This window comes from Stenotrophomonas sp. GL_111 (assembly GCF_057835245.1).
This window is the reverse complement of the sequence record NZ_CM174421.1, coordinates 740485-763832: the sequence shown is the minus strand read 5'-3', so window position 1 is coordinate 763832 and position 23348 is coordinate 740485. Positions and strand designations below refer to the sequence as shown.

Sequence of the window (23348 nt, the reverse complement as noted above, 5' to 3'; positions counted from 1 at the left end):
ACATGTCGTGTGGCGCCTGCCAGCCACCAAGGCGGCCCCAAACGCTCGCCTCAGCCTCAAAAGGAGTGAGATGCTCCCCTCAATCGAAGAAGAACCCCAAAAAAACCCCGCACAAGGCGGGGCTTCTTTTCATGCCGCCAAGGTCAGCTCAGCTGGCCGTGGCAGTGCTTGTACTTCTTGCCGCTGCCGCATGGGCACGGGTCGTTGCGACCGACCTTGGGCTCGTCGCGGGTGACCTGGCCGACACCGGCCTGCGCCTGCATCTCGTCCACTTCTTCCTTCGCGCTGTAGCTGCCGGCGTCCTGATGCTGGAACTGCGACTGCAGCAGGCGGGCTTCGGCCTGCTGGCGTTCGGCCTGCTCCAGCGCAGCCACTTCCTCTTCGCTGCGGATGCGTACGCGCGCCAGCAGGGTCACCACTTCGCGCTTGACGTTCTCCAGCATTTCCGAGAACAGCTCGAAGGCTTCCTTCTTGTATTCCTGCTTGGGCTGCTTCTGCGCATAACCGCGCAGGTAGATGCCCTGGCGCAGGTAATCCATGCGCGCCAGATGCTCCTTCCAGCTCTGGTCGAGCACGGTCAGCATCACGTGCTTCTCCAGCGCGCGCATGGTCTCGTCGCCCACGCCGGCTTCCTTCTCGGCGAAGTGCTCGTCGATGCGGGTCTGCACCTTCTCGGCAATCGCCTCGGCGTCCAGTTCCTCGTGCTGCTTGAACAGACCCACCAGGTCCATCTGCACGCCCAGATCCGACGCCAGCGTCGCTTCCAGGCCCGGCAGGTCCCACTGCTCGTCGATCGAGTTCGGCGGCACGAAGCGCGCCACGATGTCGTAGATCACATCGCCGCGGATGCCGTCCACGTTGTCCTTCACCGACTCGGCGTCCAGCAGCTCATCGCGCTGGGCGTAGATCACCTTGCGCTGGTCGTTGTTGACGTCGTCGAAGTCGAGCAGGTTCTTACGGATATCGAAGTTGTGCGCTTCCACCTTGCGCTGCGCCTTTTCGATCTGGCGGCTGACCAGGCGGTCTTCGATGACGTCGTCTTCCTTCATGCCCATCATGCGCATCGCCTTCTGGACCCAGTCCGAGGCGAAGATGCGCATCAGGTTGTCTTCCAGCGACAGGTAGAAGCGGGACGAACCCGGGTCACCCTGGCGGCCGGAACGACCACGCAGCTGGTTGTCGATACGACGCGATTCGTGGCGCTCGGTGCCCACGATGTGCAGGCCGCCGGCGGCCTTGACCGCTTCATGGCGGGTCTGCCATTCGGTCTTGACCTGGGCGCGCTGCGCATCGCTGGCCTCTTCGCCCAACTCGTGCAGCTGCGCTTCGAGCGAACCGCCGAGCACGATGTCGGTACCGCGACCGGCCATGTTGGTGGCGATGGTCACCGCACCGGGCATGCCGGCGTTGGCGATGATGATCGCTTCGCGGTCATGCTGCTTGGCGTTCAGCACTTCGTGGTGCACGCCGGCCTTGTTCAGGTGCTCGGACAGCATCTCCGAGGTTTCAATCGAGGTGGTACCCACCAGCACCGGCTGGCCGCGCTCGTTGCAGGCCTGGATGTCGGCCAGCACGGCATTGAACTTGCCGTTGCGGTTGAGGAACACCTGGTCCGAACCGTCCTTGCGGATGGTCGGGCGGTTGGTCGGGATCACCACCACTTCCAGGTTGTAGATGCTCTGGAATTCGTAGGCTTCCGTATCGGCCGTACCGGTCATGCCGGACAGCTTCTTGTACATGCGGAACAGGTTCTGGAAGGTGATGCTGGCCAGCGTCTGGTTCTCGCGCTGGACCGGCACGCCTTCCTTCGCTTCCACGGCCTGGTGCAGGCCATCGGACCAGCGACGGCCGGCCAGGGTACGGCCGGTGAACTCGTCCACGATCACCACTTCGCCATCGCGCACGATGTAGTCCACGTCACGCTGGTAGATCGCGTGCGCGCGCAGCGCGGCGTTGAGGTGGTGGACCACGGTCAGGTTCTGCGCCGCGTACAGGCCTTCGGTCTCGGCATTGAGGATGCCCGCTTCGACCAGCAGCTGCTCGGCGTGCTCCATGCCCGCTTCGGACAGGTGCACCTGCTTGCCCTTCTCATCGACCCAGAAATCGCCCTCGCCTTCTTCGGCTTCCTGCTTGATCAGGCCCGGCACCACGCGGTTGACGCGGATATACAGTTCCGGGGAATCGTCGGCCGGGCCGGAGATGATCAGCGGGGTACGCGCTTCATCAATAAGGATCGAGTCGACTTCATCGACGATCGCGTAGTGCAGGCCGCGCTGGTAGCGGTCCGCGCGCGACAGCGCCATGTTGTCGCGCAGGTAGTCGAAACCGAATTCGTTGTTGGTGCCGTAGGTGATGTCGCTGGCATAGGCCTCGCGCTTGTCGCCGTGCGGCATGCCCGGGTAGACCACGCCCACGCTCAGGCCCAGCCAGTTGTACAGCTTGCCCATCTGCGCCGAGTCGCGGCGGGCCAGGTAGTCATTCACGGTGACCACGTGGACGCCGTTGCCTTCCAGCGCGTTGAGGTAGACCGGCAGGGTGGCCACCAGGGTCTTGCCTTCACCGGTGCGCATTTCGGCGATCTTGCCCAGGTGCAGCACCATGCCGCCGATCAACTGGACGTCGTAGTGGCGCATGCCGAGCACGCGGCGGCTGGCCTCGCGGCAGACCGCGAAGGCTTCCGGCAGCACCTTGTCCAGGGCTTCACCGTCAGCGATGCGCTGCTTGAACTCCGGGGTCTTGGCCTTGAGCTGCTCGTCGGAGAGCTTTTCGATTTCCGGCTCCAACGCATTGACCTTGGCGACGATGCGGTTGAGCTGGCGCAGCTGTCGTTCATTACGACTGCCGAAGACGCGGGTAAGCAGGCTGTTGATCATTGAAGGAACCGGTTGGAATGAGACGCCCCAACGGCCACGCGCTCCCGGGGGAGGCGTCGGCCGCAAACGAAACAGGGCGCACTGCGCCCTGTCTATGGCAACACCCATTGTAGCTTGGGTCGGGGCCTTGGCGTTTCAACCCCGTGGCGGTAGTGCCGGCCAGCGGCCGGCACTACCAGACGCCATCAGCCGCGCGACACGCGCCCGACCGGGGTATTGCCGCCGTCACCGAGGAACTTGCGCGGATTGACCACCTGGCCACGTTCCCACACCTCGAAGTGCACGTGGGCACCGGTGGAACGGCCCGTGGAACCGGCCTTGGCCACTTCCTGCCCGGCCCGGACCAGGTCCCCGGCCTTCACCACCAGGCGCGAATTGTGCGCATAGCGGGTGACATAGCCGTTGCCATGGTCGACATCGACCACATTGCCGTAGCCGCCCTTCACGCCGGCGAAGCTGACCACGCCGTCGGCCACGGACATGACCGGGTCACCGACACGGGCGTGGAAGTCCATGCCCTTGTGGGTGGCCGCACCGCGACCGAACGGATCGCTGCGGGTGCCGAAATTGGAGGTGATGTAGGTGTTGCGGATCGGCATGCGCGAGGGCACGGCGTTCTGCTCCAGCTGATGATCGAACATCAGCGACTCCATCACCGACAGCTGGCGGCCTGAAGCAGCGAAGCGCTGCTCCAGCACCTGTAAGTCGCTGTTGACCGCGCTGACCGGGATGTCCTGGGTCGGGCCGGCTTCGCCTTCACCGAGGCCCGGGGTCTCGTTGAAGTCGAATTCGCCGTCTTCCAGCTTGCCCATCTGGGTCAGCCGTTCGCCGAGGGCGTTGAGACGGGTGGCCTGGGCCTGCAGCTCGCCCATCCGCGCAGCCAGCGCGTTGACCTGGGTCTGGGCGTCCTTGCGGGCCTGCGCCAGGTCGCGTTCCTGCTGGGCGACCTTGGCGTGGAGCCGGGAATCGTTGAACATGCTGCCACCGATACCGGCACCGAAGCCGATCAGGCAGCCCACCCCCAGCACACTGCCCAGCAGGGCCCGGGGTCTATCTTCGAAGTAGAAACGCAAACGCGCCAGCGGCGTCTTGGCCTGTCCTTCACGCGTTTTGATTACGATCTTTTTGAATGCCATCAGTGAGTTTTCATGTCTGAGCCGAAATCCAGTGCCCGTCCTGCCTCAGTGCCGAAACCGGCGCTGGATGCAGTCATGGCGGACAAAACCGGGAACCCGCTGCGACGAGCCTTGTGGCTCGATGCGCTGGACCGGCAGTTGCGCCCCCATTTGCCTCCCCTACTGGCCACCCGTTGCCGGTTGGCCAATGTGAACGGCGAGCACCTCGTTTTTCTCGTCGAATCCCCGGTCTGGCATGCCAAGGTGCGGCTTGCCGAAGCCCAGCTCATCGACGCGGCCCGGTCCATCGGGCTGAAAGTCACCAAGGTGACCATCAAGACTGCGTCTCCTTCTCCGCCACGCTCCCCAGCGCTCGACAACCGGAATGGACCCCACGCAGTTTCAGCCGCCACGCACAAAGGGCTACGCGACGCTTTGGCTTGTCTGCACGACGTGGATTCCACCAAGTCCTGACTGCATCGGGGCATCCCGCCCCTTCCCCGCCGCGTCACGGAGACGTGAACTTGGCAGGGAGCCGGCCAGCATCGTAGCTGCGTAATGGCCGCCAGTCGTTAGTGTTTAATTAAAAAAGCGTTAAATTCAGTAAGAACCTGGATCAGGTTCACAAATCCGTGACCTGTGCACGTACACGGTTCATTGACGTCAACGTGACGCCGCCTTCAGCCTGAAAACGCAGAACGGCGCCCCAAGGCGCCGCTCGCTTTACCATCAAATCAATCACTTACCTACCATCAGGCATAGGCGGGCAGTGCGTACACCACCGGTGCCACGTCGGCATTGGCCGCGTAGCTCACCCATTCCCAGGCACTGGCATCGGCCATCAGGGCCCGCACCAGCTTGTTGTTGAGCGCATGGCCGGACTTGAAGCCCTCATAGGCGCCCAGCACCTGGCCACCGGCCAGGTAGAGGTCGCCGATGGCATCGAGGATCTTGTGGCGCACGAACTCGTCGGCGTACCGCAGGCCGTCGTCGTTGAGCACGCGGAATTCGTCGAGCACGATGGCGTTGTCCATCGAACCGCCCAGCCCCAGGTTGCGCTCGCGCATGTACTCCAGGTCGCGCATGAAACCAAAGGTGCGCGCGCGGGAGATTTCCTTGGTGTAGGCCGCCGTGGAGAACTCGATCTCGGCACGCGACTGCTTGGCCGGGATCATCGGGTGGTCGAACTGGATGGTGAAACCGAGCTTGTAGCCCTCATAGGGCTCGAAGCGGGCGACCTTGTCGCCGTCGGTGACTTCCACCGTCTTGAGAATGCGGATGAAACGCTTGGGCGCGTCCTGCTCGGCGATGCCCGCCGACTGCAGCAGGAACACGAACGGGCCGGAGGAACCGTCCATGATCGGCAGCTCGGCCGAGGACAGCTCGACGATGATGTTGTCCACACCCAGGCCGGCCAGGGCCGACATCAGGTGTTCCACCGTCTGGATCTTGGCCTCGTGGTAGGTCAGCCCGGTGCACAGGGTGACTTCGGTGACCAGGTCGGCGCGCGCAGGCACTTCCACCACCGGCTCCAGATCGACCCGACGGAACACGATGCCATGGTTCACCGGGGCCGGGCGCAGGGTCATATAGACCTTGTCACCGCTGTGCAGGCCTACGCCGGTGGCGCGGATCGTGTTCTTGAGGGTGCGTTGCGGAATCATGGGGGGTGACCGGAAGAGCGCGCTGTCAGCGCGGCAATGACAAACAAGAATAACACGCAGTACCACTGCCCCTTTCTGAATCATGGGACGGGCAGCAGACTGCCGGGCCTATCCTGGCCCGGCAGCAAGGGACATGGAGGCGCCTACCGGGGAGGACAAGACCCCGGCATGCAACCCTCAGTCCGCCTGGCGGCGCAGGAACGCCGGGATGTCCAGGTAATCGTTGGGCAGCTCAGCCGCCGCCGGGCTCGAGGAGGACGGGGCCGACGGGGCCACGGTGTCCGCGCTCGGACGACGCAGACCCATGCCCAGACCCATGCCGCCGACGGCCTTGGAGACCGCATCGCCGCCGTTGTCGAACTCGCCGAACTCCGGCTGGCCGGTGGTGGCATTGCGGACCAGCTTGATCGGTGCGCGCTCGCCCGGACGCTGGGTCTTGGACGCCACGACACGGTTCAGGCCGGTGGCCACCACGGTCACGCGGACTTCGTCCTGCATGTCCGGATCCAGCACGGTACCGACCACCACGGTGGCGTCTTCGGACGCGAAGCCATCGATGGTGCGGCCGATCTCGTCGAACTCGGCCATGGTGAAGTCGGCGCCGGCGGTGATGTTGACCAGGATGCCGTTGGCACCGGCCAGGTTCACATCGTCCAGCAGCGGGTTCTGGATGGCGGCTTCGGCGGCGGCCTGGGCACGGTCATCACCGCGGGCGGTGCCGGTACCCATCATCGCCAGGCCCATTTCGGACATGACGGTGCGCACGTCGGCGAAATCGACGTTGATCAGGCCCGGACGCACGATCAGGTCGGCGATGCCCTGCACGGCGCCCTGGAGGACGTCGTTGGCGGCACGGAAGGCCTGGATCATGGTGGCGTTGCGGCCCAGCACGGTGATCAGCTTTTCGTTCGGGATGGTGATCAGCGAGTCGCAATGCTGGCTCAGCTCTTCAATGCCCTTCAGCGCCACCTGCATGCGGCGTCGGCCTTCGAACGGGAACGGCTTGGTGACCACGGCGACGGTCAGGATGCCCATCTCCTTGGCCAGCTGTGCCACCACCGGTGCCGCACCGGTGCCGGTGCCGCCGCCCATGCCGGCGGTGATGAACACCATGTCCGCGCCCTGCAGGGCATCCATGATGCGCTCGCGGTCTTCCAGGGCAGCCTGGCGACCCACTTCCGGGTTCGCGCCTGCACCCAGGCCCTTGGTGACATTGGTACCCAGCTGCAGCTGCAGCTTGGCACCACAATTCTTGATGGCCTGCGAGTCGGTGTTGGCGGTGATGAATTCCACGCCGTCCACGCTGGTGCTGACCATGTGCGCCACGGCGTTACCGCCGCCGCCGCCCACGCCGATCACCTTGATCACCGCATTGGGTGCCATCTTTTCAATCAGTTCGAAATGCGCCATGTCCGTGTCCTCGTTGTATCCGCTTTGGGTGGCATGGGCGGTCGGGCATCCTGCCGTCGCGCTGCATGCCGCCGTTGCGGCTGTGTGGGTTGTGTAGTGCTGGTATTACAGGTGGTGCCGGTGGTGCCGGGTACTGCAGCAGGGTGTCACCCCGCTTTACCGCCGAGGGGCCGCGTCAGAATTCGCCGCGGAACCAGGTTTTGAGTTTCTTGAACATGCTGCCGGCGCGCCCGGTGGGCAGCGACGGGCGGCGGGGGTGTTCGATCTGGCTGCCCATCAGCAGCAGGCCAACACCGGTGGCATGCACCGGGTTGCCCACCACTTCGCCCAGCCCGGTGACGTGCTGCGGGATACCCACGCGCACCGGCATCTGCAGCATTTCCTCGGCCAGTTCGACCACGCCTTCCATCTTCGAGGCACCGCCGGTGAGCACCATGCCGGCGCGCACCAGTTCCTCGAAGCCGGAACGGCGCAGTTCGGCCTGCACCATCTCGAAAATTTCCTCGTAACGGCCCTGCACCGCCTGGGCGAGTGCGTGGCGCGGCATCCGGCGCGGCGGACGATCGCCGACGCTGGGCACCTGGATGCTTTCCTCGGCGGTGGCCAGCTGGGCCAGGGCGCAGGCATAGCGCACCTTGATCTGCTCGGCTTCCGGGGTCGGGGTGCGCAGCATGTGCGCGATGTCGTTGGTGACGTGGTCACCGGCGATCGGCAGCGAGGCGGTGTGGCAGATCGCGCCCTGCACGAACACGGCCAGGTCGGTGGTGCCGGCGCCCATGTCGACCAGCACCACGCCCAGCTCGCGCTCATCGGCGGTCAGCACCGCCACGCTGGAGGCCAGCGAGGACAGCACCAGGTCGTCCACCTGCAGGCCGCAGCGCTGCACGCACTTGGAGATGTTGGCCGCGGCCGACTGCGCGCACACCACCAGGTGCGCATGCACCTCCAGGCGCACGCCGGTCATGCCGACGGGGTTGCGGATGCCTTCCTGCGAATCGTCCAGCACGTACTCGCGCGGGATGGCATGCAGGATCTTCTGGTCGGCCGGGATCGCCACTGCCTTGGCAGCGTCGAGCACCCGGTCCAGGTCGCCCCAGGTCACTTCGCCATCGCGGATCGGCACGATCCCGGGCGAGTTCTTGCATTGCACGTGGTTGCCGGAGATCGAGGCATACACCGAGCGGATCTCGCAGCCGGCCATCAGCTCGGCCTCCTCGACCGCGCGCTGGATCGACTGCACGGTGGATTCGATATCCACCACCACGCCGCGCTTGAGCCCGCGCGATTCGTGCGAGCCGATGCCGATGACCTCGATCGGATTGCCCGGCGAATACTCGCCGACCAGCGCCACCACTTTGGAGGTGCCGATGTCCAAGCCGACGATCAGTGATTTATCACCCTTGCGATTCATGTCCTGTCCTGCGTCCTTCTCGCCACATTGGCCGGCGCGGCCGCGGCCGGGGTACCCCAGCTCAGCGTGAAACCATTGGTGTATCGGAGGTCGGCGCGTTCAATCGGCACCTGTTGGCTGGTCAGTTGTGGCAGCACGCGGACGAAGCGCTGCAGGCGCGAACGTGCGTCGTCGCGGCCCACCACCACTTCGGTGCCGTTGCTGAGCAGCAGCGACCAGCTGCCACGCGCGTCCATGCTGACCCGCTTGACGTCCACGCCGGCCGGCGCGAACAGCGCGCGGGCATCGTTGTAGAGCGCCACGACTTCTTCGGTCTGGCTGTCCGGGCCATCCAGGTCGGGCAGCTGCAGGTCCTGCAGTTTCTTCGGGGTGGCAAACAGCTTGCCCTGCTCGGACAGCAGGCGGTCGTTGCCCCAGCGCGCGAACGGTGTGTGCTCGACCAGGCTGATTTCCAGCACGTCGGGCCACTGCTTGCGCACCTGCGCGCTTTCCACCCACGGCAGCTTTTCGATGGCGTCCTGGGCGTCCTGCAGCTTGACCGCGAAGAACCCGGCCTTGGCATACGGCAGCACCACCTGCTGCAGCTGTTCGGCCGGCACCCGCTTGAACTCGGCGTGCACGCGCAGCTTGGCCAGCGGCCAGCGTTCGGCACCGACCCAGCCGTTGAGCACCGCCACTACGGGCAGCGCTACGACCGACAGGGCCAGCAACCAGACGAAGATGCGCAGCACCGCGTTCATGCGTCGGCGCGCTCCTGTGTGTTGTCGGCCAGGGTCTGTTCCAGCACTCGCCAGACCAGCTCCTCGAACCCGATCCCGGCCTGTGCCGCCGACTTGGGCACCAGCGAATGGCTGGTCATGCCCGGCGCGGTGTTCACTTCCAGCAGGTAGAAGCGCCCGCTGCTGCGATCACGCATCACGTCCACCCGGCCCCAGCCCCGGCAACCGGCAGCACGGAACGCGGCCAGCGCGATGCGCCGGATCTCGATCTCGTCGTCGCCGTCCAGGCCCGGGCACAGGTACTGGGTGTCTTCGGCGATGTACTTGGCGTTGTAGTCGTACCACTGGCCCTTGGGCACGATGCGGATCGACGGCAGCGCCTGGTCGCCCAGCACCGCCACGGTCAGCTCATCGCCCACCACCATCTGCTCCATCAGCAGCTGGCCGTCGTAGCGCGCGGCCAGGGCCACCGCTTCGTCCAGCCCGGCATCGTCGGTGACCCGGCTGATGCCCACGCTGGAACCTTCATTGGCCGGCTTGACCACCACCGGCAGGCCCAGTTCGGCGGCGTGCGCGTGCACGTCGGCGGCGGTGACTTTGCGGTACTGCGGGGTCGGCAGGCCGAGCGACAGCCACACCTGCTTGGTGCGGATCTTGTCCATGCTCAGCGCCGAGCCCAGCACATTGGAGCCGGTGTAGGGCACGCCGAAGGCTTCCATCAGCCCCTGCACGATGCCGTCCTCGCCCCCGCCGTTGTGGCCGTGCAGGATGTTGAACACGCGGTCGAAACGCTGTTCGACCAGCGCCTGCGCCAGCGCCGGAATGCCATCCACCGCGGTCGCATCGACGCCGCGCGCGCGCAGGGCCTCGATCACGTTGCGGCCGGAATCCAGCGACACCTCACGCTCGCTGGAGCTGCCCCCGAGCAGCACCGCGACGCGACCGAAAACGGCCGGGTCGGTGCTGCGCAGCGGCGGGAAAGTGATGGTGCTCATGCCGCCGGGGTCTCCGTGAAGCCTTCGGTGGCAATCAGCTGGGCGACGTGGCCGATATCGCCCGCGCCCATCATCAGCAACAGGTCGCCGTCCTGCAGCACGTCCGGCAGCACGTGCGAGAGCTCGGCGGTCTGGCCGACCACCACCGGTTCGCTGCGGCCACGGGCGCGGATGGCGCGGGCCAGCGAGCGCGAATCAGCGCCCGGGATCGGGGCTTCACCGGCCGGGTAGACCTCGCTCAGCACCAGCGCGTCCACTTCGGACAACACCGCGGCGAACGCGTCGAACTGGTCACGGGTACGGCTGTAGCGGTGCGGCTGGAAGGCCACCACCAGGCGCTGGTCCGGCCAGCCGCCACGAGCGGCGGCGAACACGGCCGCCAGTTCGCGCGGGTGATGGCCGTAGTCGTCGATCACCCGCACCTTGGCGCCGTTCGGGGTGGTGACGATGCCCAGGTCATTGAAGCGGCGGCCGATGCCGGCGAAGCTTTCCAGCGCGCGGGCGATGGCGTCCGGCGTCACGCCCAGCTGCCAGCCCACCGCTGCGGCGGCCAGTGCATTGAGTACGTTGTGTGCGCCCGGCAGGGCCAGCGTCACCGGATGGCTGCTGCCTTCGGGCAGGCGCAGGGTGAAGCGCATGCGCGGGCCGTCCTGGACCACGTCCTCGGCGCGCACGTCGGCATGGCTGCTCATGCCGTAGCTCATCACGTGACGCGGGGTCTGCGCGGCCAGCGCGGCCACTTCCGGGTCATCGATGCACAGCACGGCCAGGCCGTAGAACGGCAGGCGCTGCAGGAATTCGGCGAAGGCGGCCTGGACCCGGGCGAAATCGTTGCCGTAGTTTTCCAGGTGATCCGAATCGATATTGGTGATCACCGACACCAGCGGGTTCAGGCGCAGGAAGCTGCCATCGCTTTCATCGGCCTCGGCCACCAGCCACTGGCCACCGCCGAGCTTGGCGTTGGCACCGGCGGCCAGCAGCTGGCCACCGATCACGAAGGTCGGGTCCAGCCCGCCTTCGCTCAGCACCGCCGCGGTGAGGCTGGTGGTGGTGGTCTTGCCGTGGGTACCGGCCACGGCGATGCCCCGGCGGAAACGCATCAGTTCGGCCAGCATCGCCGCCCGCGGCATGATCGGAATGCGCTGGCTGCGCGCTTCCATCAGCTCGGGGTTGTCGTCGCGGATCGCGCTGGAGACCACCACGCAGTCGGTGCCCAGCACGTTGGCGGCCGAATGGCCGCGCATCACGCGCGCACCGAGGCTGGCCAGGCGGCGGGTAGCCGCGTTGTCGGCGTTGTCCGAACCGGACACTTCGTAGCCCAGGGTCAGCATCACTTCGGCGATGCCGCTCATGCCGGTGCCGCCGATGCCCACGAAGTGCACGCGCGGGAAGGCGCGCACCAGGTCGTTGGTGTCATGCAGGCGGCGGATCATGCGCGGCCTCGCGGCAGTCGCGTAGCGGTGTTCATTTGGATTCCTCGAGGATGATGTCGGCGATGCGCTCAGCGGCATCGACCTTGGCCAGGGCACGCGCGGCATTTGCCATCTGCATGCGACGGGCGGAATTTTCGGACAATTCGCGCAACACACCCTGCAGGTGCGTGGCCAGCGTTTCATCCTGCTTCAGCAACACGGCCGCGCCACGATCCACCAGGTACTCCGCATTGCGGGTCTGGTGGTCGTCCACGGCGGCGGCGAACGGCACCAGCACGCTGCCGACACCGACCGCGCACAGCTCGGCCAGGGTCGAGGCGCCGGCGCGGCACACCACCAGGTCGGCCCAGGCGAACGCCTCGGCCATGTCGGCGATGAAGGGCTCCACGCGCGCGCTGACGCCCGCATCCTGGTAGGCCTTCAACGCTTCGTCATGCAGTTTTTCGCCGCTCTGGTGGCGCACCTCGACCGCGATGCTGCTGCCCAGCGCGGCCAGTGCCTGCGGCACCGCGTTGTTCAATGCGCGTGCGCCCTGGCTGCCACCGAGCACCAGCAGCCGCAGCGGCCCCTGGCGGTTGGCCAGGCGCAGCTCGGGCGGGGTGATCGCGGCGATCTCGGCGCGCACCGGGTTGCCCACGGCTTCTTCGCGCTGCGCGAAGCTGCCCGGGAAACCGGTCAGCACGCGGCGGGCGAACCGCGACAGCACGCGGTTGGTCAGGCCCGGCGCACGGTTCTGTTCGTGCACCAGCAGCGGCAGGCCGTGCAGGCGCGCAGCCAGGCCACCGGGGCCGGAGGCGAAGCCGCCAAAGGCGATCACCGCGCGCGGTTGGCGGTCGCGGATCAGATAGCCGGCCGCGCGCACCGCACGCAGCAGGCGCCACGGCGCGCCGAGCAGGGCCAGTTTGCCCTTGCCGCGCAGGCCGCTGATCGCCAGCGTGTCGATGTGGATGGCGTGCTGCGGCACCAGGCGGGTTTCCATCGCACCGTCGGCGCCCAGCCAGGTGACCGGAACGCCGCGTTCGCGCAGCACCTTGGCCACGGCCAGGCCGGGGAAGATGTGGCCGCCGGTACCGCCGGCCATGATCATCACCGGGCGTGCGGAGGGGGGGGGCTTCGTGCTCATCCCATCCTCCCCAGCGTCGGTTCAATCCGCTGCTGCATGCGGCTGGTGCCGCGCGGCGAACTGTCACGCGGTGGCGCGGTCTCGCGCGCAGTGCTGTCCTGCATCGCCGCGGCCACCGCGCTCGCGCCGGCCGGCGCGGCGGCGTTGTCGCTGCCGTCGTCACTGTCCGGTGCGCCCATGCGCACGGCCTGGCGGCGCTCGGCGCGGTCCAGTTCGTAAGACACCCGCAGCAGCAGGCCCATCGCCACGCAGGTCATCAGCACGCTGGAACCGCCGGAGGAAATCAGCGGCAGGGTCAGGCCCTTGGTCGGCAGGATGCCGAGGTTGACCCCGATCGAGACGAAGCTCTGCATGCTGATCCACAGGCCGATGCCGAAGGCGATGTAGCCGGAGAAGTGACGCTTCATCTCCACGCAGCGCATGCCGATCCAGAACGTGCGGCCCACCAGCAGCGCATACAGCGCGATGATCAGGCAGGTACCGAGGAAGCCCAGCTCTTCGGCGGTGACCGAGAAGATGAAGTCGGTATGCGCTTCGGGCAGGTAGTACAGCTTCTGCACCGAATTGCCCAGGCCCACGCCGGTCCACTCGCCACGGCCCACCGCCATCAGCGCGTTGGACAGCTGGTAGCCGTCGCCCTGCTGGTCGGCCCACGGGTCCATGAAGGAGGTGATGCGGCGCATGCGGTAGGGCTCGATGATCGCCAGCGCGCTCATGCCGACCAGCCCGATCAGCACCGGCATCGACATCCGCGGCAGGTTCACCCCGCCCAGCACCAGCATGCCGGCGGTGATCGCCAGCAGCAGGGTCGACGAACCGAAGTCCGGCTGCAGCAACAGCAGCAGCACCAGCGCACCGGCCACGCCGAGCGGCTTGAGCATGGCCGGCCAGGTGGCATTGACCTCATCGCGGAAGCGCACCAGGTAGCTGGACAGCCACACGATATAGAGCACCTTGACCGCTTCCACGGTCTGGAACTTGGACACGCCCAGGTTGATCCAGCGCCGGGCGCCGTTGACGCTGCTGCCCAGCCCCGGCACGAACACCACCACCAGCAGCGCGAAGCAGCCCAGCAGCAGCATCTGGTTGTACTGCTCGATGGTCTTGAGCTCGGTGCGCATGGCCACGATGGCCAGGCCGATGCCGATCGCCAGGAAGATCAGGTGGCGGTTGAGGTAATAGAACGGACTGCTCATCAACGCGATCGAACTCGACGCGACCATCACCACGCCCAGCCCGGTGAGCGCGATGATCGCGCCCAGCAGCCACTTGTCGAAGTGGCCTCCGATGGCTTCAAGGCGGGTTGCCTGGCGCGACAGGTCGTTCATCAGCGGACCTTCAACGTGGCCAGGCCGATCAGCACCAGCACCACCGAGATGATCCAGAAGCGCACGATCACGCGCGGTTCCGGCCAGCCCTTCAGTTCAAAGTGGTGATGGATCGGTGCCATCCGGAACACGCGCTTGCCGGTCAGCTTGAACGAGGCGACCTGGATCATCACCGACAGCGTTTCGATGACGAACACGCCGCCCATGATCACCAGCACCAGCTCCTGGCGGGTGATGACCGCGATCGTGCCCAGCACCGCGCCCAGCGCCAGCGCGCCGATGTCGCCCATGAACACCATGGCCGGGTAGGTGTTGAACCACAGGAAGCCGAGGCCCGCGCCGGCGATCGCCGCGCAGATGATCACCAGTTCACCGGCGCCGGGAATCTGCGGAATCTGCAGATAGCTGGAGAACACCACGTTGCCCGAGGCGTAGGCGAACACGCCCAGCGCGCAGGCGACCAGCACGGTCGGCATGATCGCCAGGCCATCCAGGCCGTCGGTCAGGTTGACCGCGTTGGAGAAGCCGACAATCCAGAAGTAGGCAATCGCCACGAAGCTGATCCCGGCCAACGGCAGCGCGATCGACTTGAACATCGGGATATAGAAAGTCAACGCCGCCGGTACGTCGGCGGTGTAGAACAGGAATAGACCGGCGGCCAGCCCGAAGATCGACTGCAGCAGGTACTTCCAGCGCGACTTCAGGCCGTTCGGGTCGCGGCGCACGATCTTGATCCAGTCGTCGTACCAGCCGATCGCGCCGAAGCACAGCATCACCGCCAGCACCACCCACACATAGCGGTTGCGCAGGTCGGCCCACAGCAGCACCGACAAGGTGATGGTAAGCAGGATCAGCGAGCCGCCCATGGTCGGCGTGCCGGCCTTGGCGAAGTGGGTCTGCGGGCCATCGGTACGGATCGGCTGGCCACCCTTGAACTGGGCCAGCTTGCGGATCATCGCCGGGCCCAGCCACAGCGACAGGAACAGCGCGGTCAGCGCGGCGAGAATGCCGCGCAGCGTCAAATAGCCGAACAGCCCGAACAGGCTCTCCAACTGCTGCAACCATCGGGCCAGTTCAAGCAACATTGGGGGTTTCCTCTCCTCGCGCCAGCAGCGCTTTCACAATTTTTTCCATGGCACTGCCGCGCGAGCCTTTGACCAGGCAGCGCACGCCAGCATGCAGTTGTTCGTCCAGGGCCTGCGCCAGTGCGTCGTGGCTCTGGAAGTGCTGCCCACCCTCGCCGAACGCGGCCGAGGCAGCGGCACTGAGCGGGCCCAGCGTGTACAGGCGCTTGAGCCCGGCATCACGGGCGCGACGCCCGGCCTGGGCATGCAGCGCTTCGCCGTCCGGGCCGAGTTCGCGCATGTCGCCCAGCACCAGCCAGCCTTCCTGACGCGACGCGGCCAGCGCGTCGATCGCCGCGGCCAGCGAGCCGGGGTTGGCGTTGTAACTGTCGTCCACCAGCACCGCGCCATTGGGCAGCAGGTGCGCGACCTGGCGGCCCGGTACCGGTTCGGCGACGGCCAGCCCGGCAGCGATGTGGCCCAGGCTGATGCCGGCGGCGAGCGCCAGCGACGCGGCCGCCAGCGCATTGCTGATGTTGTGCCGGCCCGGCAGGCCCAGCGTGATCTCGGCGCTGCCCTGCGGCGTGGTCAGCACGAACTGGCTGCCCGCCGCACTGAGGCGGATGGCCTGGGCGCTGACATCGGCGCTGTGGTCCAGGCCATAGCGCAGCAGGCGGCTGCGCGGCGGCTGGCCGACGATGTGCTGTTCAAACCAGATGCCGAACGCGTCATCGGCATTGATCACCGCCACGCCATCGGCCGGCAGCGCGGCGTAGATCGCGCCCTTGGTGGTGGCCACGCCCTGCAGGCTGCCCATCCGCTCCAGATGGGCCGGGGCGATGTTGTTCACCAGCGCGTACTGCGGGCGCACGATGTCGGTCAGGTAGGCGATGTCGCCCGGCTTGCCGGCGCCCATCTCGTAGATGGCGAAGTCGGCATCTTCCGGGGCATCGATCACGGCCAGCGGCAGGCCGATTTCATTGTTGCGGTTGCCCGGGTTGGCGTAGACGACCGCGTTGTCCGCGCGCGCCACCTGCTGCAGGATGGCCAGCAGCAGGCTCTTGACGCTGGTCTTGCCGTTGCTGCCGGTGATGGCGAACACCGCGGTGTTGCGGTCGCGCTGCATGCCATGGGCAATGCGGCCCAGCGCATGTTCGCTGTTGCCGACCACGATCTGCGGCAGGGCCACATCGAGCAGGCGTTCGACCAGCAGCGCCGAAGCACCGCGCGCGACGGCATCGGCGGCGAAGTCATGCCCGTCGAAGCGTTCGCCACGCAGGGCCACGTACAGGCTGCCCGGGGCGAGCGAACGGGTGTCGTTGCTGATGGCATCGATGGCGGTGTCTTCGCCATGGATCTCGCCACCGGCCCAGTGCGCGATCAGCGACAGCGGGGTGCGCTTCATGATGCGTCCTCCGCATTCACGCGCACACCGAGCACCTGGCCGGCCACCTGGGTGTCATCGAACGCATGCTGGACGCCGTGGATCTCCTGGTAGGGCTCATGGCCCTTGCCGGCGATCAACACGATGTCACCCGCACCGGCCTGGCCGATGGCGGCAGCGATGGCGGCGGCGCGGTCGCGCTGCACGGTCACGGCATCGGGTGCGGCGAAACCGGCCAGGATGTCGGCCACGATCACATCACCGTCTTCACCGCGCGGGTTGTCGTCGGTGACGATCACCACGTCGGCGTATTTCTCGGCAATGGCCGCCATCTGCGGGCGCTTGCCGGTGTCGCGCTCGCCGCCGCAGCCGAACACGCAGACCAGGCGCCCGGCGAGGTGGTCGCGCAGGCTGGCCAGCGCCTGTTCCAGCGCGTCGGGGGTGTGTGCGTAGTCGACCACCACGGTCGGCTGGCCACCCTCGCCGCCCAGGCGGTTCATGCGCCCGGCAATCGGCTGCAACTGCGACAGCAGCGTGGCGATCGCCGCCGGCGCGTGGTCCAGCGCGTACAGCGCACCGGCCACCGCGAGCAGGTTGTCGACATTGAAACGGCCCAGCAGCGGCGACTGCACCGGATGGCGCGCACCGCCGACGACCAGGTCGAAGGCAATGCCGCGCCCATCGAGCTTGAGCGAATCGGCACGCAGCGCGGCCTGCTGGGCGCCGCGCGAGCTGAGCCCGATCTGGCGAACGCCGGCATCCACGGTACGCAGCAGTTCACTGCCGAAACTGTCGTCCAGGTTGACCACCGCGGCCTTCAGGCCCTCACGGTGGAACAGCTTGGCCTTGGCCGCGCCGTACTGGGCCATGTCGCCGTGGTAGTCGAGGTGATCGCGGGTGAGGTTGGTGAACACCGCCACGTCATAGTGCACCGCGTCCACGCGGCCCTGGTCCAGCGCATGCGAGCTGACTTCCATCGCCACCGCCTGCGCACCCGCGTCGCGCAGCTGCGCGAGCACGTCATGCATCTGCAGCACCAGCGGGGTGGTGAAGCCGGTCGGCACCACATTGCCGTAAAGACCCACACCCAACGTGCCGATACTGCCACTGCGGGTGCCGAGCAGGTGCCAGGCCTGGGCCAGCAGCTGCACGGTGGAGGTTTTGCCGTTGGTGCCGGTCACCCCGACCATCGTCATCGCACGCGACGGGCGGCCGTGGAACTGGTCGGCCATCGCGCCCATGCGCGTGCGCAGGCCCGGCACCGCGATCGCATCGGCCGGGGCCGGCAGCTCGGCCGGAGCCGGCGGTTCGAACAGGATGGCGGCGGCACCGGCGGCGCGCGCCTGCGCGACAAAGCCCAGCCCGTGCGCGCCGAAACCGGCGATCGCCACGAAGGCCGAACCCGGGCGCACCGCGCGGCTGTCCAGCACCAGGCCGGTGATGGAGGGGTCGTGGCTCAGCACCACGTCGGGAAGCAACTGCGAAAGCAACATCATCTGGCTCATTGCTGCGTGCCTCCCTGCGCGGGGGGCACCGGGGCGTGCGCGCTGGGCAGCGCGGCATCGAATTCGGCGGCGGCGTCGGGGGCGATCACCGTTTCCGGCGGCGGCGTCGGCAGGACCGAGGCCGAGTGCCCCATCTTTCCGGACTGCTGGGCGGCCAGCCACGACTCGATATCATCCGGCGGCACGTCCATCAGGCGCAGCGCGCCTTCCATCACGTTGTGGAACACCGGCGCGGACACCAGGCCGCCGTAGTACTTGCCGCCCTGCGGGTCGTTGATCACGATCACCGTGGCGAAGCGCGGGTTGGTCGCCGGCACCACGCCGGCAAACAGCGCGTTGTAATGCCCGCGCTCGTAGCCGCCCGGGCCGGCCTTGCGTGCGGTACCGGTCTTGCCGGCCACGTGGTAGCCCAGCACTGCCGCCTGCTTGGCGCCGCCCTGGGTGACCACGGTTTCCATCATCGCCACCACTTGTTTGGCGATGTTTTCGTCGACGACCTGGCGGCTTTCGCTGCGCTGGCCCTTGACGAAGGTCGGCGCGATCAGCTTGCCGCCGTTGCCCAGCGCCGCGTACGCCGTGGCGATCTGCAACGGGGTCACCGACAGGCCGTAGCCGTAAGACATGGTGGTCTTGGACGAACCGCTCCAGCGCGCCGGGCGCGGCAGCACGCCGGCCGATTCACCGGGGAAACCGCTGTGCGGCGACACGCCGTAGCCGAAGTTATGGACCGAATCGTAGAAGGTCTGGTCCGGCATCTTGGCCGCGATCTTGGCCGCGCCGATGTTCGAGCTGCGGGTGATCACGCCGGTGACGTTGAGCACGCCGTTGTTGCGCGGCACGTCCTTGATGGTGAAGCGACCCACGGCCATATAGCCCGGGTTGGTGTCGATGATGGTGTCTTTGGTCACCACGCCGGACTGCAGCGCCGAGGCGATGGTCAACGGCTTCATGGTCGAGCCGGGCTCGACCAGATCCGTCACCGCGCGGTTGCGACGGGTGTCCGGGGCGGCGGCGCCGACCGCATTGGGGTTGTAGGTGGGCAGGTTGACCATGGCCAGGATCTCGCCGGTGGCCACGTCCATGATCACCATCGAGCCGCCGGCCGCCTTGTTGGCGATCAGCGCGTTGCGCAGCTCCTTGAACGCCAGGAACTGGATGCGGCGGTCGATGCTGAGGGTGAGGTCCTTGCCCGGCTCGGCGGCACGCAGCAGATCGCTTTCGACCGTGTCGCCCTTGCGGTTGCGGATCACCCGCTTGGCGCCGGCCTTGCCGCGCAGCCATTCGTCGAAGGCCAGCTCCAGCCCTTCCTGGCCGCGGTCGTCGATATTGGTGAAGCCCAGCACGTGCGCCATCGCCTCACCCTGCGGGTAGAAGCGGCGGAACTCGCGCTGCGAGGCCACGCCCGGAATCTTCAGCGCCACCACCTTCTCTGCCTCGTCCGGATTGATCCGGCGGCGCAGGTACATGAATTCCTTGTCGGCCTTCTGCGACAGCTTGGTGCTCAGCTCGTCCAGCGGCATGCCCAGCGCGGTGGCCAGCTCCGGGATGCGGTCCGGCGCGCGCAGCAGTTCCTGCGGGTTGACCCAGATCGAGGCGACCGGGGTGGACACCGCCACCGGCTCGCCGTTGCGGTCGGTGATCATGCCGCGCGAGGTGTTGATCGGCAGTTCGCGCAGGTAGCGGGCCTCGCCCTGGCGCTGATAGAAATCGCTGTTGATGATCTGCACGTACGCCGCGCGGCCCACCAGCGACACCGAGCACAGCCCAAGCGCCAGCCCCACCCATTTCAGACGCTGGCGGAGGTTGAAGCTGTTGCGCGCGCGGTTGCGACCGGATTTGCTCATGGCCGGATCACCACCACGTCGGCGGCCTCGGGGAACTTCATGCCGAGCTTTTCACGGGCGACACGGTCGACCCGGGTGGCTTCGGCCAACGTGGCCTGTTCCAGCTGCAGACGACCGAATTCGATATTGATCTCATCGCGCGCGCGTTCGACCTTGGACAGCTCGATGAAGGTCTGCCGGTGACGGTGGCGCATGAACACCACACCGATCGCCGAGGCGATGGTGCAGGCCAGCAGCACGATCAACAGCAGACGGCTCATCAGGCCACCTCGCGTTTTTCAGCCACGCGCAACACCGCGCTGCGCGAGCGCGGATTGACCGCCAGCTCGTCGTTCTCGGCCTTGATCGCGCCGCCATGCAGGTCCAGCAGCGGCACGAAGGCGGCCAGCTCGGGCAGCCGGCGATTGCTCGGCGGGGCCTTGGCGTGGCGGTTCATGAACTGCTTGACGATGCGGTCTTCCAGCGAATGGAAGCTGATCACCGCCAGCCGGCCACCGGGCTTGAGCCGCGCCATCGCCGCGTCCAGGCCCGCCTCAAGGTCAGCCAGTTCGCGGTTGATGTGGATGCGGATGGCCTGGAAGCTGCGCGTGGCCGGGTGGATCTTGTCCTTGCCACGCGGCATCACCGAGGCGATCAGCTCGGCCAGTTCGGCGGTGCGGGTGAAGGGCTGCTTGTCGCGACGGGCCACGATGGCCTTGGCGATGCGGCGGCCCTGGCGCTCTTCGCCGTAGGTCCACAGCACGTCCATCAGGTCGCGCTCTTCAACACGGTTGAGCCACTGCGCCGCGCTTTCACCGCTGTCCGGGTCCATGCGCATGTCCAGCGGGCCGTCCTTGCCGAAGCTGAAACCGCGCTCGGCGACATCCAGCTGTGGCGAGGACACGCCCAGATCGAACAGCACCCCGTCCAGGCCATCGGCGGTGGCATCCCAATGCAGCAGGTCGGCGAAGCTACCCCGGAAGATCGACACGCGCGGGTCCGGCGCGAAATCGCGCTCGGCTACCGCAATCGCTTCGGGATCCTTGTCCATGACCAGCAGCCGGCCTCCAGGACCGAGTTGCTCGAGCACGCCGCGGGCGTGACCGCCACGACCAAACGTGCCATCGAGATACGTTCCGTTTTCGATCACCTTCAGGCCATCCAGGACCTGCGTGTACAGCACCGGCAGATGCCCTGCCGGCGACTGCGACACCGGAAGGTGACCGGTCTGCGCTGCTCCGCGCATCCGGGCACCCCGGCTCACAACTTCAGGTCGAGCAACCCATCGCCGAGATCCCCGTCAGACAACGTCTGCTGGATCAACGCGCGATGTGCCTGCTCGCTCCACAATTCAAATTTGTCGCCCATGCCGAGCAGAACCGCCTTCTTTTCAATGCCAACGGCACCACGGTGGCTGGCGGGAATACTGATGCGGCCGTTGGCGTCCAGCTCCAGATGCGCGGCCGAACCGACCAGCTTCTGTTGCAGCAGACGCACGACGCGCTGTGTGTTGGGCTTGGACATGACGTCGTCGCGGACCCGCTCCCACTCCGCCTCGGCATACAGCCACAGGCAGCCGGACTCGAACGGGTTGTAGGTCAGGACCAGGCGGTTGTTGCTCACACGCGCAACGAGGTCGCGATGCGCGGTGGGAACCGCCATGCGTCCTTTATCGTCAACCGTGATGGCCGTCTCGCCCTGAAACACGACGCGTGCACCTTTCCTTCGCCCGGTGAAACATTGAACCACGAAAAACCACAAAAAACCCGGTTTTGCCTCTGTTGCCCACCTTAGCAGTGCCGATTAGGTTGTCAACAACTTTGCGGACGGGAAATCACTTTGCACATCAACGGCTTGCAGCAATGTTTAGAGACTTGTTCAAGGCTTATCCACAAGTTGCTGTTTCGTCTCAATTTTTGAGATTGGGCAGAAGTTCAGGCCTGTGCAGAGGGCGTGAAACATTGACGCGCATTCATCCCAGGCCCCGTCGCCATTGACCCCGCCTTGCGCAAACCCGGCACAATGCCGCCCATGTGCCTGCTGACCCTCGCCTGGAAAACCCACCCCCGCTGGCAGTTGCTGATGGCCGGCAACCGTGACGAGTTCCACCAGCGCCCCACCGCGCCCCTGGCGGCCTGGGCGGCCCCGGATGCGGGGCTGATCGCCGGCCGCGACCTGCGCTCGGGCGGCACCTGGGCCGGGCTCGGCCCGGACGGCCGGATGGCGGTGGTGACCAACGTGCGTGACCCGCAGGCCCGCCAGACCGGGCCCTCACGCGGCGCACTGGTGGCCGATTTCCTGCGCGACCGCACCCCGGCGGCGGCCTTCGCCGACACCCTGGCCGTGGACGCCCCCGCCTTCGCCCCGTTCAATCTGTTGCTGGCCGACCGCGACAGCTGCCAGTTCCTCGGCAACCACCCCCAGCATCGGCAGGCGCTGGCCTCGGGCATCCACGGCATGTCCAACGGCCCACTCGACGCGCCCTGGCCCAAAACCGTGATGTTGAACGCCGCGCTGCGTGCCTGGATCGACCGCGACAGCGACGACCTCGACCCGCTCTGGCAGGCTCTGGCCGACGAAACCCGGGCCAGCGATGCCACCCTGCCCGACACCGGCATCGGCCTGGAGCGCGAGCGCTGGCTGTCTTCGGCGTTCATCCGCAGCCCCGACTACGGCACCCGCGCCAGCACCCTGATCGCACTGGACGCGGAAGGCCACGGCTTCATCCGCGAGCGGTGCTTCGACGCCGACGGCCAGTGCATCGGCGAGACCGCCGTATTGGTCGGCCCAACGGGATGAGTACCCCGGTTGCCGCGTGAACGCGGTTCCGGAAATGAAGCGTTGCAGCGCGCAAGCGCATCGATTCCCCCGTCAGCGCCCTCTTGTCTGGTACCAACGACGCCCTGTGCGCCCGCGCTTACCGGACCTGAGATGACCAAACGCCTGTTGCTGCTGCTGACCACCCACCTGTTCACCCTGGCCCTGGGCTTCGGCCTGGGCATTTACCTGCTGCCGATCCTGACCGCCCCCGACGGCCCGTCCAACGCCAGCGTCACCGCCGCGATGGACAGCGCCACCTACGAAAGCCGATTCCTGCGCGACCTCAAAGGCAGCGACGCGGTGCACTGGGCCGAAGGCAAAGTGAGCGTCAGCCACGACCGCATCGCGTTCCGCGGCAAGATCGGCCCCGGCCCCGACTACAAGCTGTACCTGGCCCGCGAATTCGTCGACACCCGCGCCGACTTCCTGCGCATCAAGGACGACGCCCGCCTGATCGGCGACATCACCTCGTTCGACCGCTTCCTGCTCGAGGTCCCCGACAACCTCGACATCGACGACTACACCACCGTGGTGATCTGGTGCGAGGCCTTCGGCCAGTTCATCTCCGCCGCGCAATACCGCAGCGGCCTGGAAGGCAGCTTTGCTGACGAATGAGCGGGAAGGGCAGCCATGCATGGCATGGCGCCACCGGAAGGGCACGCGATGCCATCGGGTGGCACA

Annotated in this window: 19 protein-coding genes and 1 pseudogene; 3 read left to right on the top strand and 17 right to left on the bottom strand. The window is 66.9% G+C overall.

Annotated features, from left to right (window positions below; genetic code table 11):
• Positions 1 to 143: 143 nt before the first annotated feature.
• Both secA and AC3IPM_RS03360 read right to left on the bottom strand, forming a co-directional pair.
• A complete protein-coding gene (gene secA / locus AC3IPM_RS03365; protein ID WP_489302534.1) occupies positions 144 to 2873 on the bottom strand; it encodes a preprotein translocase subunit SecA in 2730 nt (909 codons plus the stop codon).
• Between the two features lie 185 nt (positions 2874 to 3058).
• The gene (locus AC3IPM_RS03360; RefSeq protein WP_489302533.1) at positions 3059 to 4009 is read right to left on the bottom strand and encodes a M23 family metallopeptidase; all 951 of its coding nucleotides are present in this window, start codon (positions 4007 to 4009) and stop codon (positions 3059 to 3061) included.
• Between the two features lie 12 nt (positions 4010 to 4021).
• Between AC3IPM_RS03360 and AC3IPM_RS03355 the strand changes: the two genes are divergently transcribed.
• On the top strand, positions 4022 to 4462 hold the full coding sequence (locus tag AC3IPM_RS03355) for a DciA family protein (protein ID WP_489302532.1): 441 nt from the start codon (positions 4022 to 4024) through the stop codon (positions 4460 to 4462).
• Positions 4463 to 4740: 278 nt separating this feature from the next.
• Here AC3IPM_RS03355 and lpxC read toward each other — a convergent pair whose 3' ends face one another.
• The 15 genes and pseudogenes from lpxC to AC3IPM_RS03280 all read right to left on the bottom strand — a co-directional run bounded on the left by lpxC (position 4741) and on the right by AC3IPM_RS03280 (position 21554).
• Positions 4741 to 5652 carry a UDP-3-O-acyl-N-acetylglucosamine deacetylase gene (gene lpxC, locus AC3IPM_RS03350; protein ID WP_489302531.1) on the bottom strand — a complete coding sequence of 304 codons (912 nt, stop codon included), beginning with the start codon at positions 5650 to 5652 and terminating at the stop codon, positions 4741 to 4743.
• Positions 5653 to 5829: 177 nt separating this feature from the next.
• Positions 5830 to 7062: a cell division protein FtsZ gene (gene ftsZ / locus AC3IPM_RS03345; RefSeq protein ID WP_489302530.1), complete on the bottom strand. Its 1233-nt coding sequence runs from the start codon at positions 7060 to 7062 to the stop codon at positions 5830 to 5832.
• A gap of 175 nt (positions 7063 to 7237) precedes the next feature.
• Positions 7238 to 8473, bottom strand: coding sequence for a cell division protein FtsA (ftsA, locus tag AC3IPM_RS03340; protein WP_017355446.1), 1236 nt, complete (start codon positions 8471 to 8473; stop codon positions 7238 to 7240).
• Between the two features lie 62 nt (positions 8474 to 8535).
• Positions 8536 to 9213: pseudogene (locus AC3IPM_RS03335) on the bottom strand (cell division protein FtsQ/DivIB); the annotation flags it as partial.
• Positions 9210 to 10187 carry a D-alanine--D-alanine ligase gene (locus AC3IPM_RS03330; RefSeq protein ID WP_489302529.1) on the bottom strand — a complete coding sequence of 326 codons (978 nt, stop codon included), beginning with the start codon at positions 10185 to 10187 and terminating at the stop codon, positions 9210 to 9212. The pseudogene AC3IPM_RS03335 and the gene AC3IPM_RS03330, both read right to left, overlap by 4 nt.
• Positions 10184 to 11620, bottom strand: coding sequence for a UDP-N-acetylmuramate--L-alanine ligase (gene murC, locus AC3IPM_RS03325; RefSeq protein WP_489302528.1), 1437 nt, complete (start codon positions 11618 to 11620; stop codon positions 10184 to 10186). The genes AC3IPM_RS03330 and murC overlap by 4 nt, the downstream gene beginning before the upstream one ends.
• 31 nt (positions 11621 to 11651) lie before the next feature.
• Positions 11652 to 12743: an undecaprenyldiphospho-muramoylpentapeptide beta-N-acetylglucosaminyltransferase gene (gene murG, locus AC3IPM_RS03320; protein ID WP_489302527.1), complete on the bottom strand. Its 1092-nt coding sequence runs from the start codon at positions 12741 to 12743 to the stop codon at positions 11652 to 11654.
• Positions 12740 to 14071: a putative lipid II flippase FtsW gene (gene ftsW, locus AC3IPM_RS03315; RefSeq protein ID WP_489302525.1), complete on the bottom strand. Its 1332-nt coding sequence runs from the start codon at positions 14069 to 14071 to the stop codon at positions 12740 to 12742. Before ftsW ends, murG begins: the two co-directional genes overlap by 4 nt.
• The gene (gene mraY, locus AC3IPM_RS03310) at positions 14071 to 15156 is read right to left on the bottom strand and encodes a phospho-N-acetylmuramoyl-pentapeptide-transferase (RefSeq protein ID WP_489302524.1); all 1086 of its coding nucleotides are present in this window, start codon (positions 15154 to 15156) and stop codon (positions 14071 to 14073) included. Before mraY ends, ftsW begins: the two co-directional genes overlap by 1 nt.
• Positions 15146 to 16540 (bottom strand): UDP-N-acetylmuramoyl-tripeptide--D-alanyl-D-alanine ligase, encoded by a 1395-nt coding sequence (locus tag AC3IPM_RS03305; RefSeq protein ID WP_489302523.1) that lies wholly within the window; start codon positions 16538 to 16540, stop codon positions 15146 to 15148. The genes mraY and AC3IPM_RS03305 overlap by 11 nt, the downstream gene beginning before the upstream one ends.
• Positions 16537 to 18024 (bottom strand): UDP-N-acetylmuramoyl-L-alanyl-D-glutamate--2,6-diaminopimelate ligase, encoded by a 1488-nt coding sequence (locus AC3IPM_RS03300; RefSeq protein ID WP_489302522.1) that lies wholly within the window; start codon positions 18022 to 18024, stop codon positions 16537 to 16539. The genes AC3IPM_RS03305 and AC3IPM_RS03300 overlap by 4 nt, the downstream gene beginning before the upstream one ends.
• Positions 18021 to 19868, bottom strand: a complete 1848-nt coding sequence (locus AC3IPM_RS03295; protein ID WP_489302521.1) for a peptidoglycan D,D-transpeptidase FtsI family protein — start codon at positions 19866 to 19868, stop codon at positions 18021 to 18023. Before AC3IPM_RS03295 ends, AC3IPM_RS03300 begins: the two co-directional genes overlap by 4 nt.
• Positions 19865 to 20128 (bottom strand): cell division protein FtsL, encoded by a 264-nt coding sequence (ftsL, locus tag AC3IPM_RS03290; protein WP_489302520.1) that lies wholly within the window; start codon positions 20126 to 20128, stop codon positions 19865 to 19867. The genes AC3IPM_RS03295 and ftsL overlap by 4 nt, the downstream gene beginning before the upstream one ends.
• Positions 20128 to 21093 carry a 16S rRNA (cytosine(1402)-N(4))-methyltransferase RsmH gene (rsmH, locus tag AC3IPM_RS03285; protein WP_489302519.1) on the bottom strand — a complete coding sequence of 322 codons (966 nt, stop codon included), beginning with the start codon at positions 21091 to 21093 and terminating at the stop codon, positions 20128 to 20130. Before rsmH ends, ftsL begins: the two co-directional genes overlap by 1 nt.
• 14 nt (positions 21094 to 21107) lie before the next feature.
• Entirely contained in the window at positions 21108 to 21554 is a 447-nt protein-coding gene (locus tag AC3IPM_RS03280; protein ID WP_489302518.1) for a division/cell wall cluster transcriptional repressor MraZ, read from the bottom strand.
• A gap of 324 nt (positions 21555 to 21878) precedes the next feature.
• Here AC3IPM_RS03280 and AC3IPM_RS03275 point away from each other — a divergent pair, with 324 nt between their 5' ends.
• Both AC3IPM_RS03275 and AC3IPM_RS03270 read left to right on the top strand, forming a co-directional pair.
• Positions 21879 to 22646 (top strand): NRDE family protein, encoded by a 768-nt coding sequence (locus AC3IPM_RS03275; protein ID WP_489302517.1) that lies wholly within the window; start codon positions 21879 to 21881, stop codon positions 22644 to 22646.
• A gap of 132 nt (positions 22647 to 22778) precedes the next feature.
• Entirely contained in the window at positions 22779 to 23282 is a 504-nt protein-coding gene (locus AC3IPM_RS03270) for a DM13 domain-containing protein (protein WP_489302515.1), read from the top strand.
• Positions 23283 to 23348: the final 66 nt, after the last annotated feature.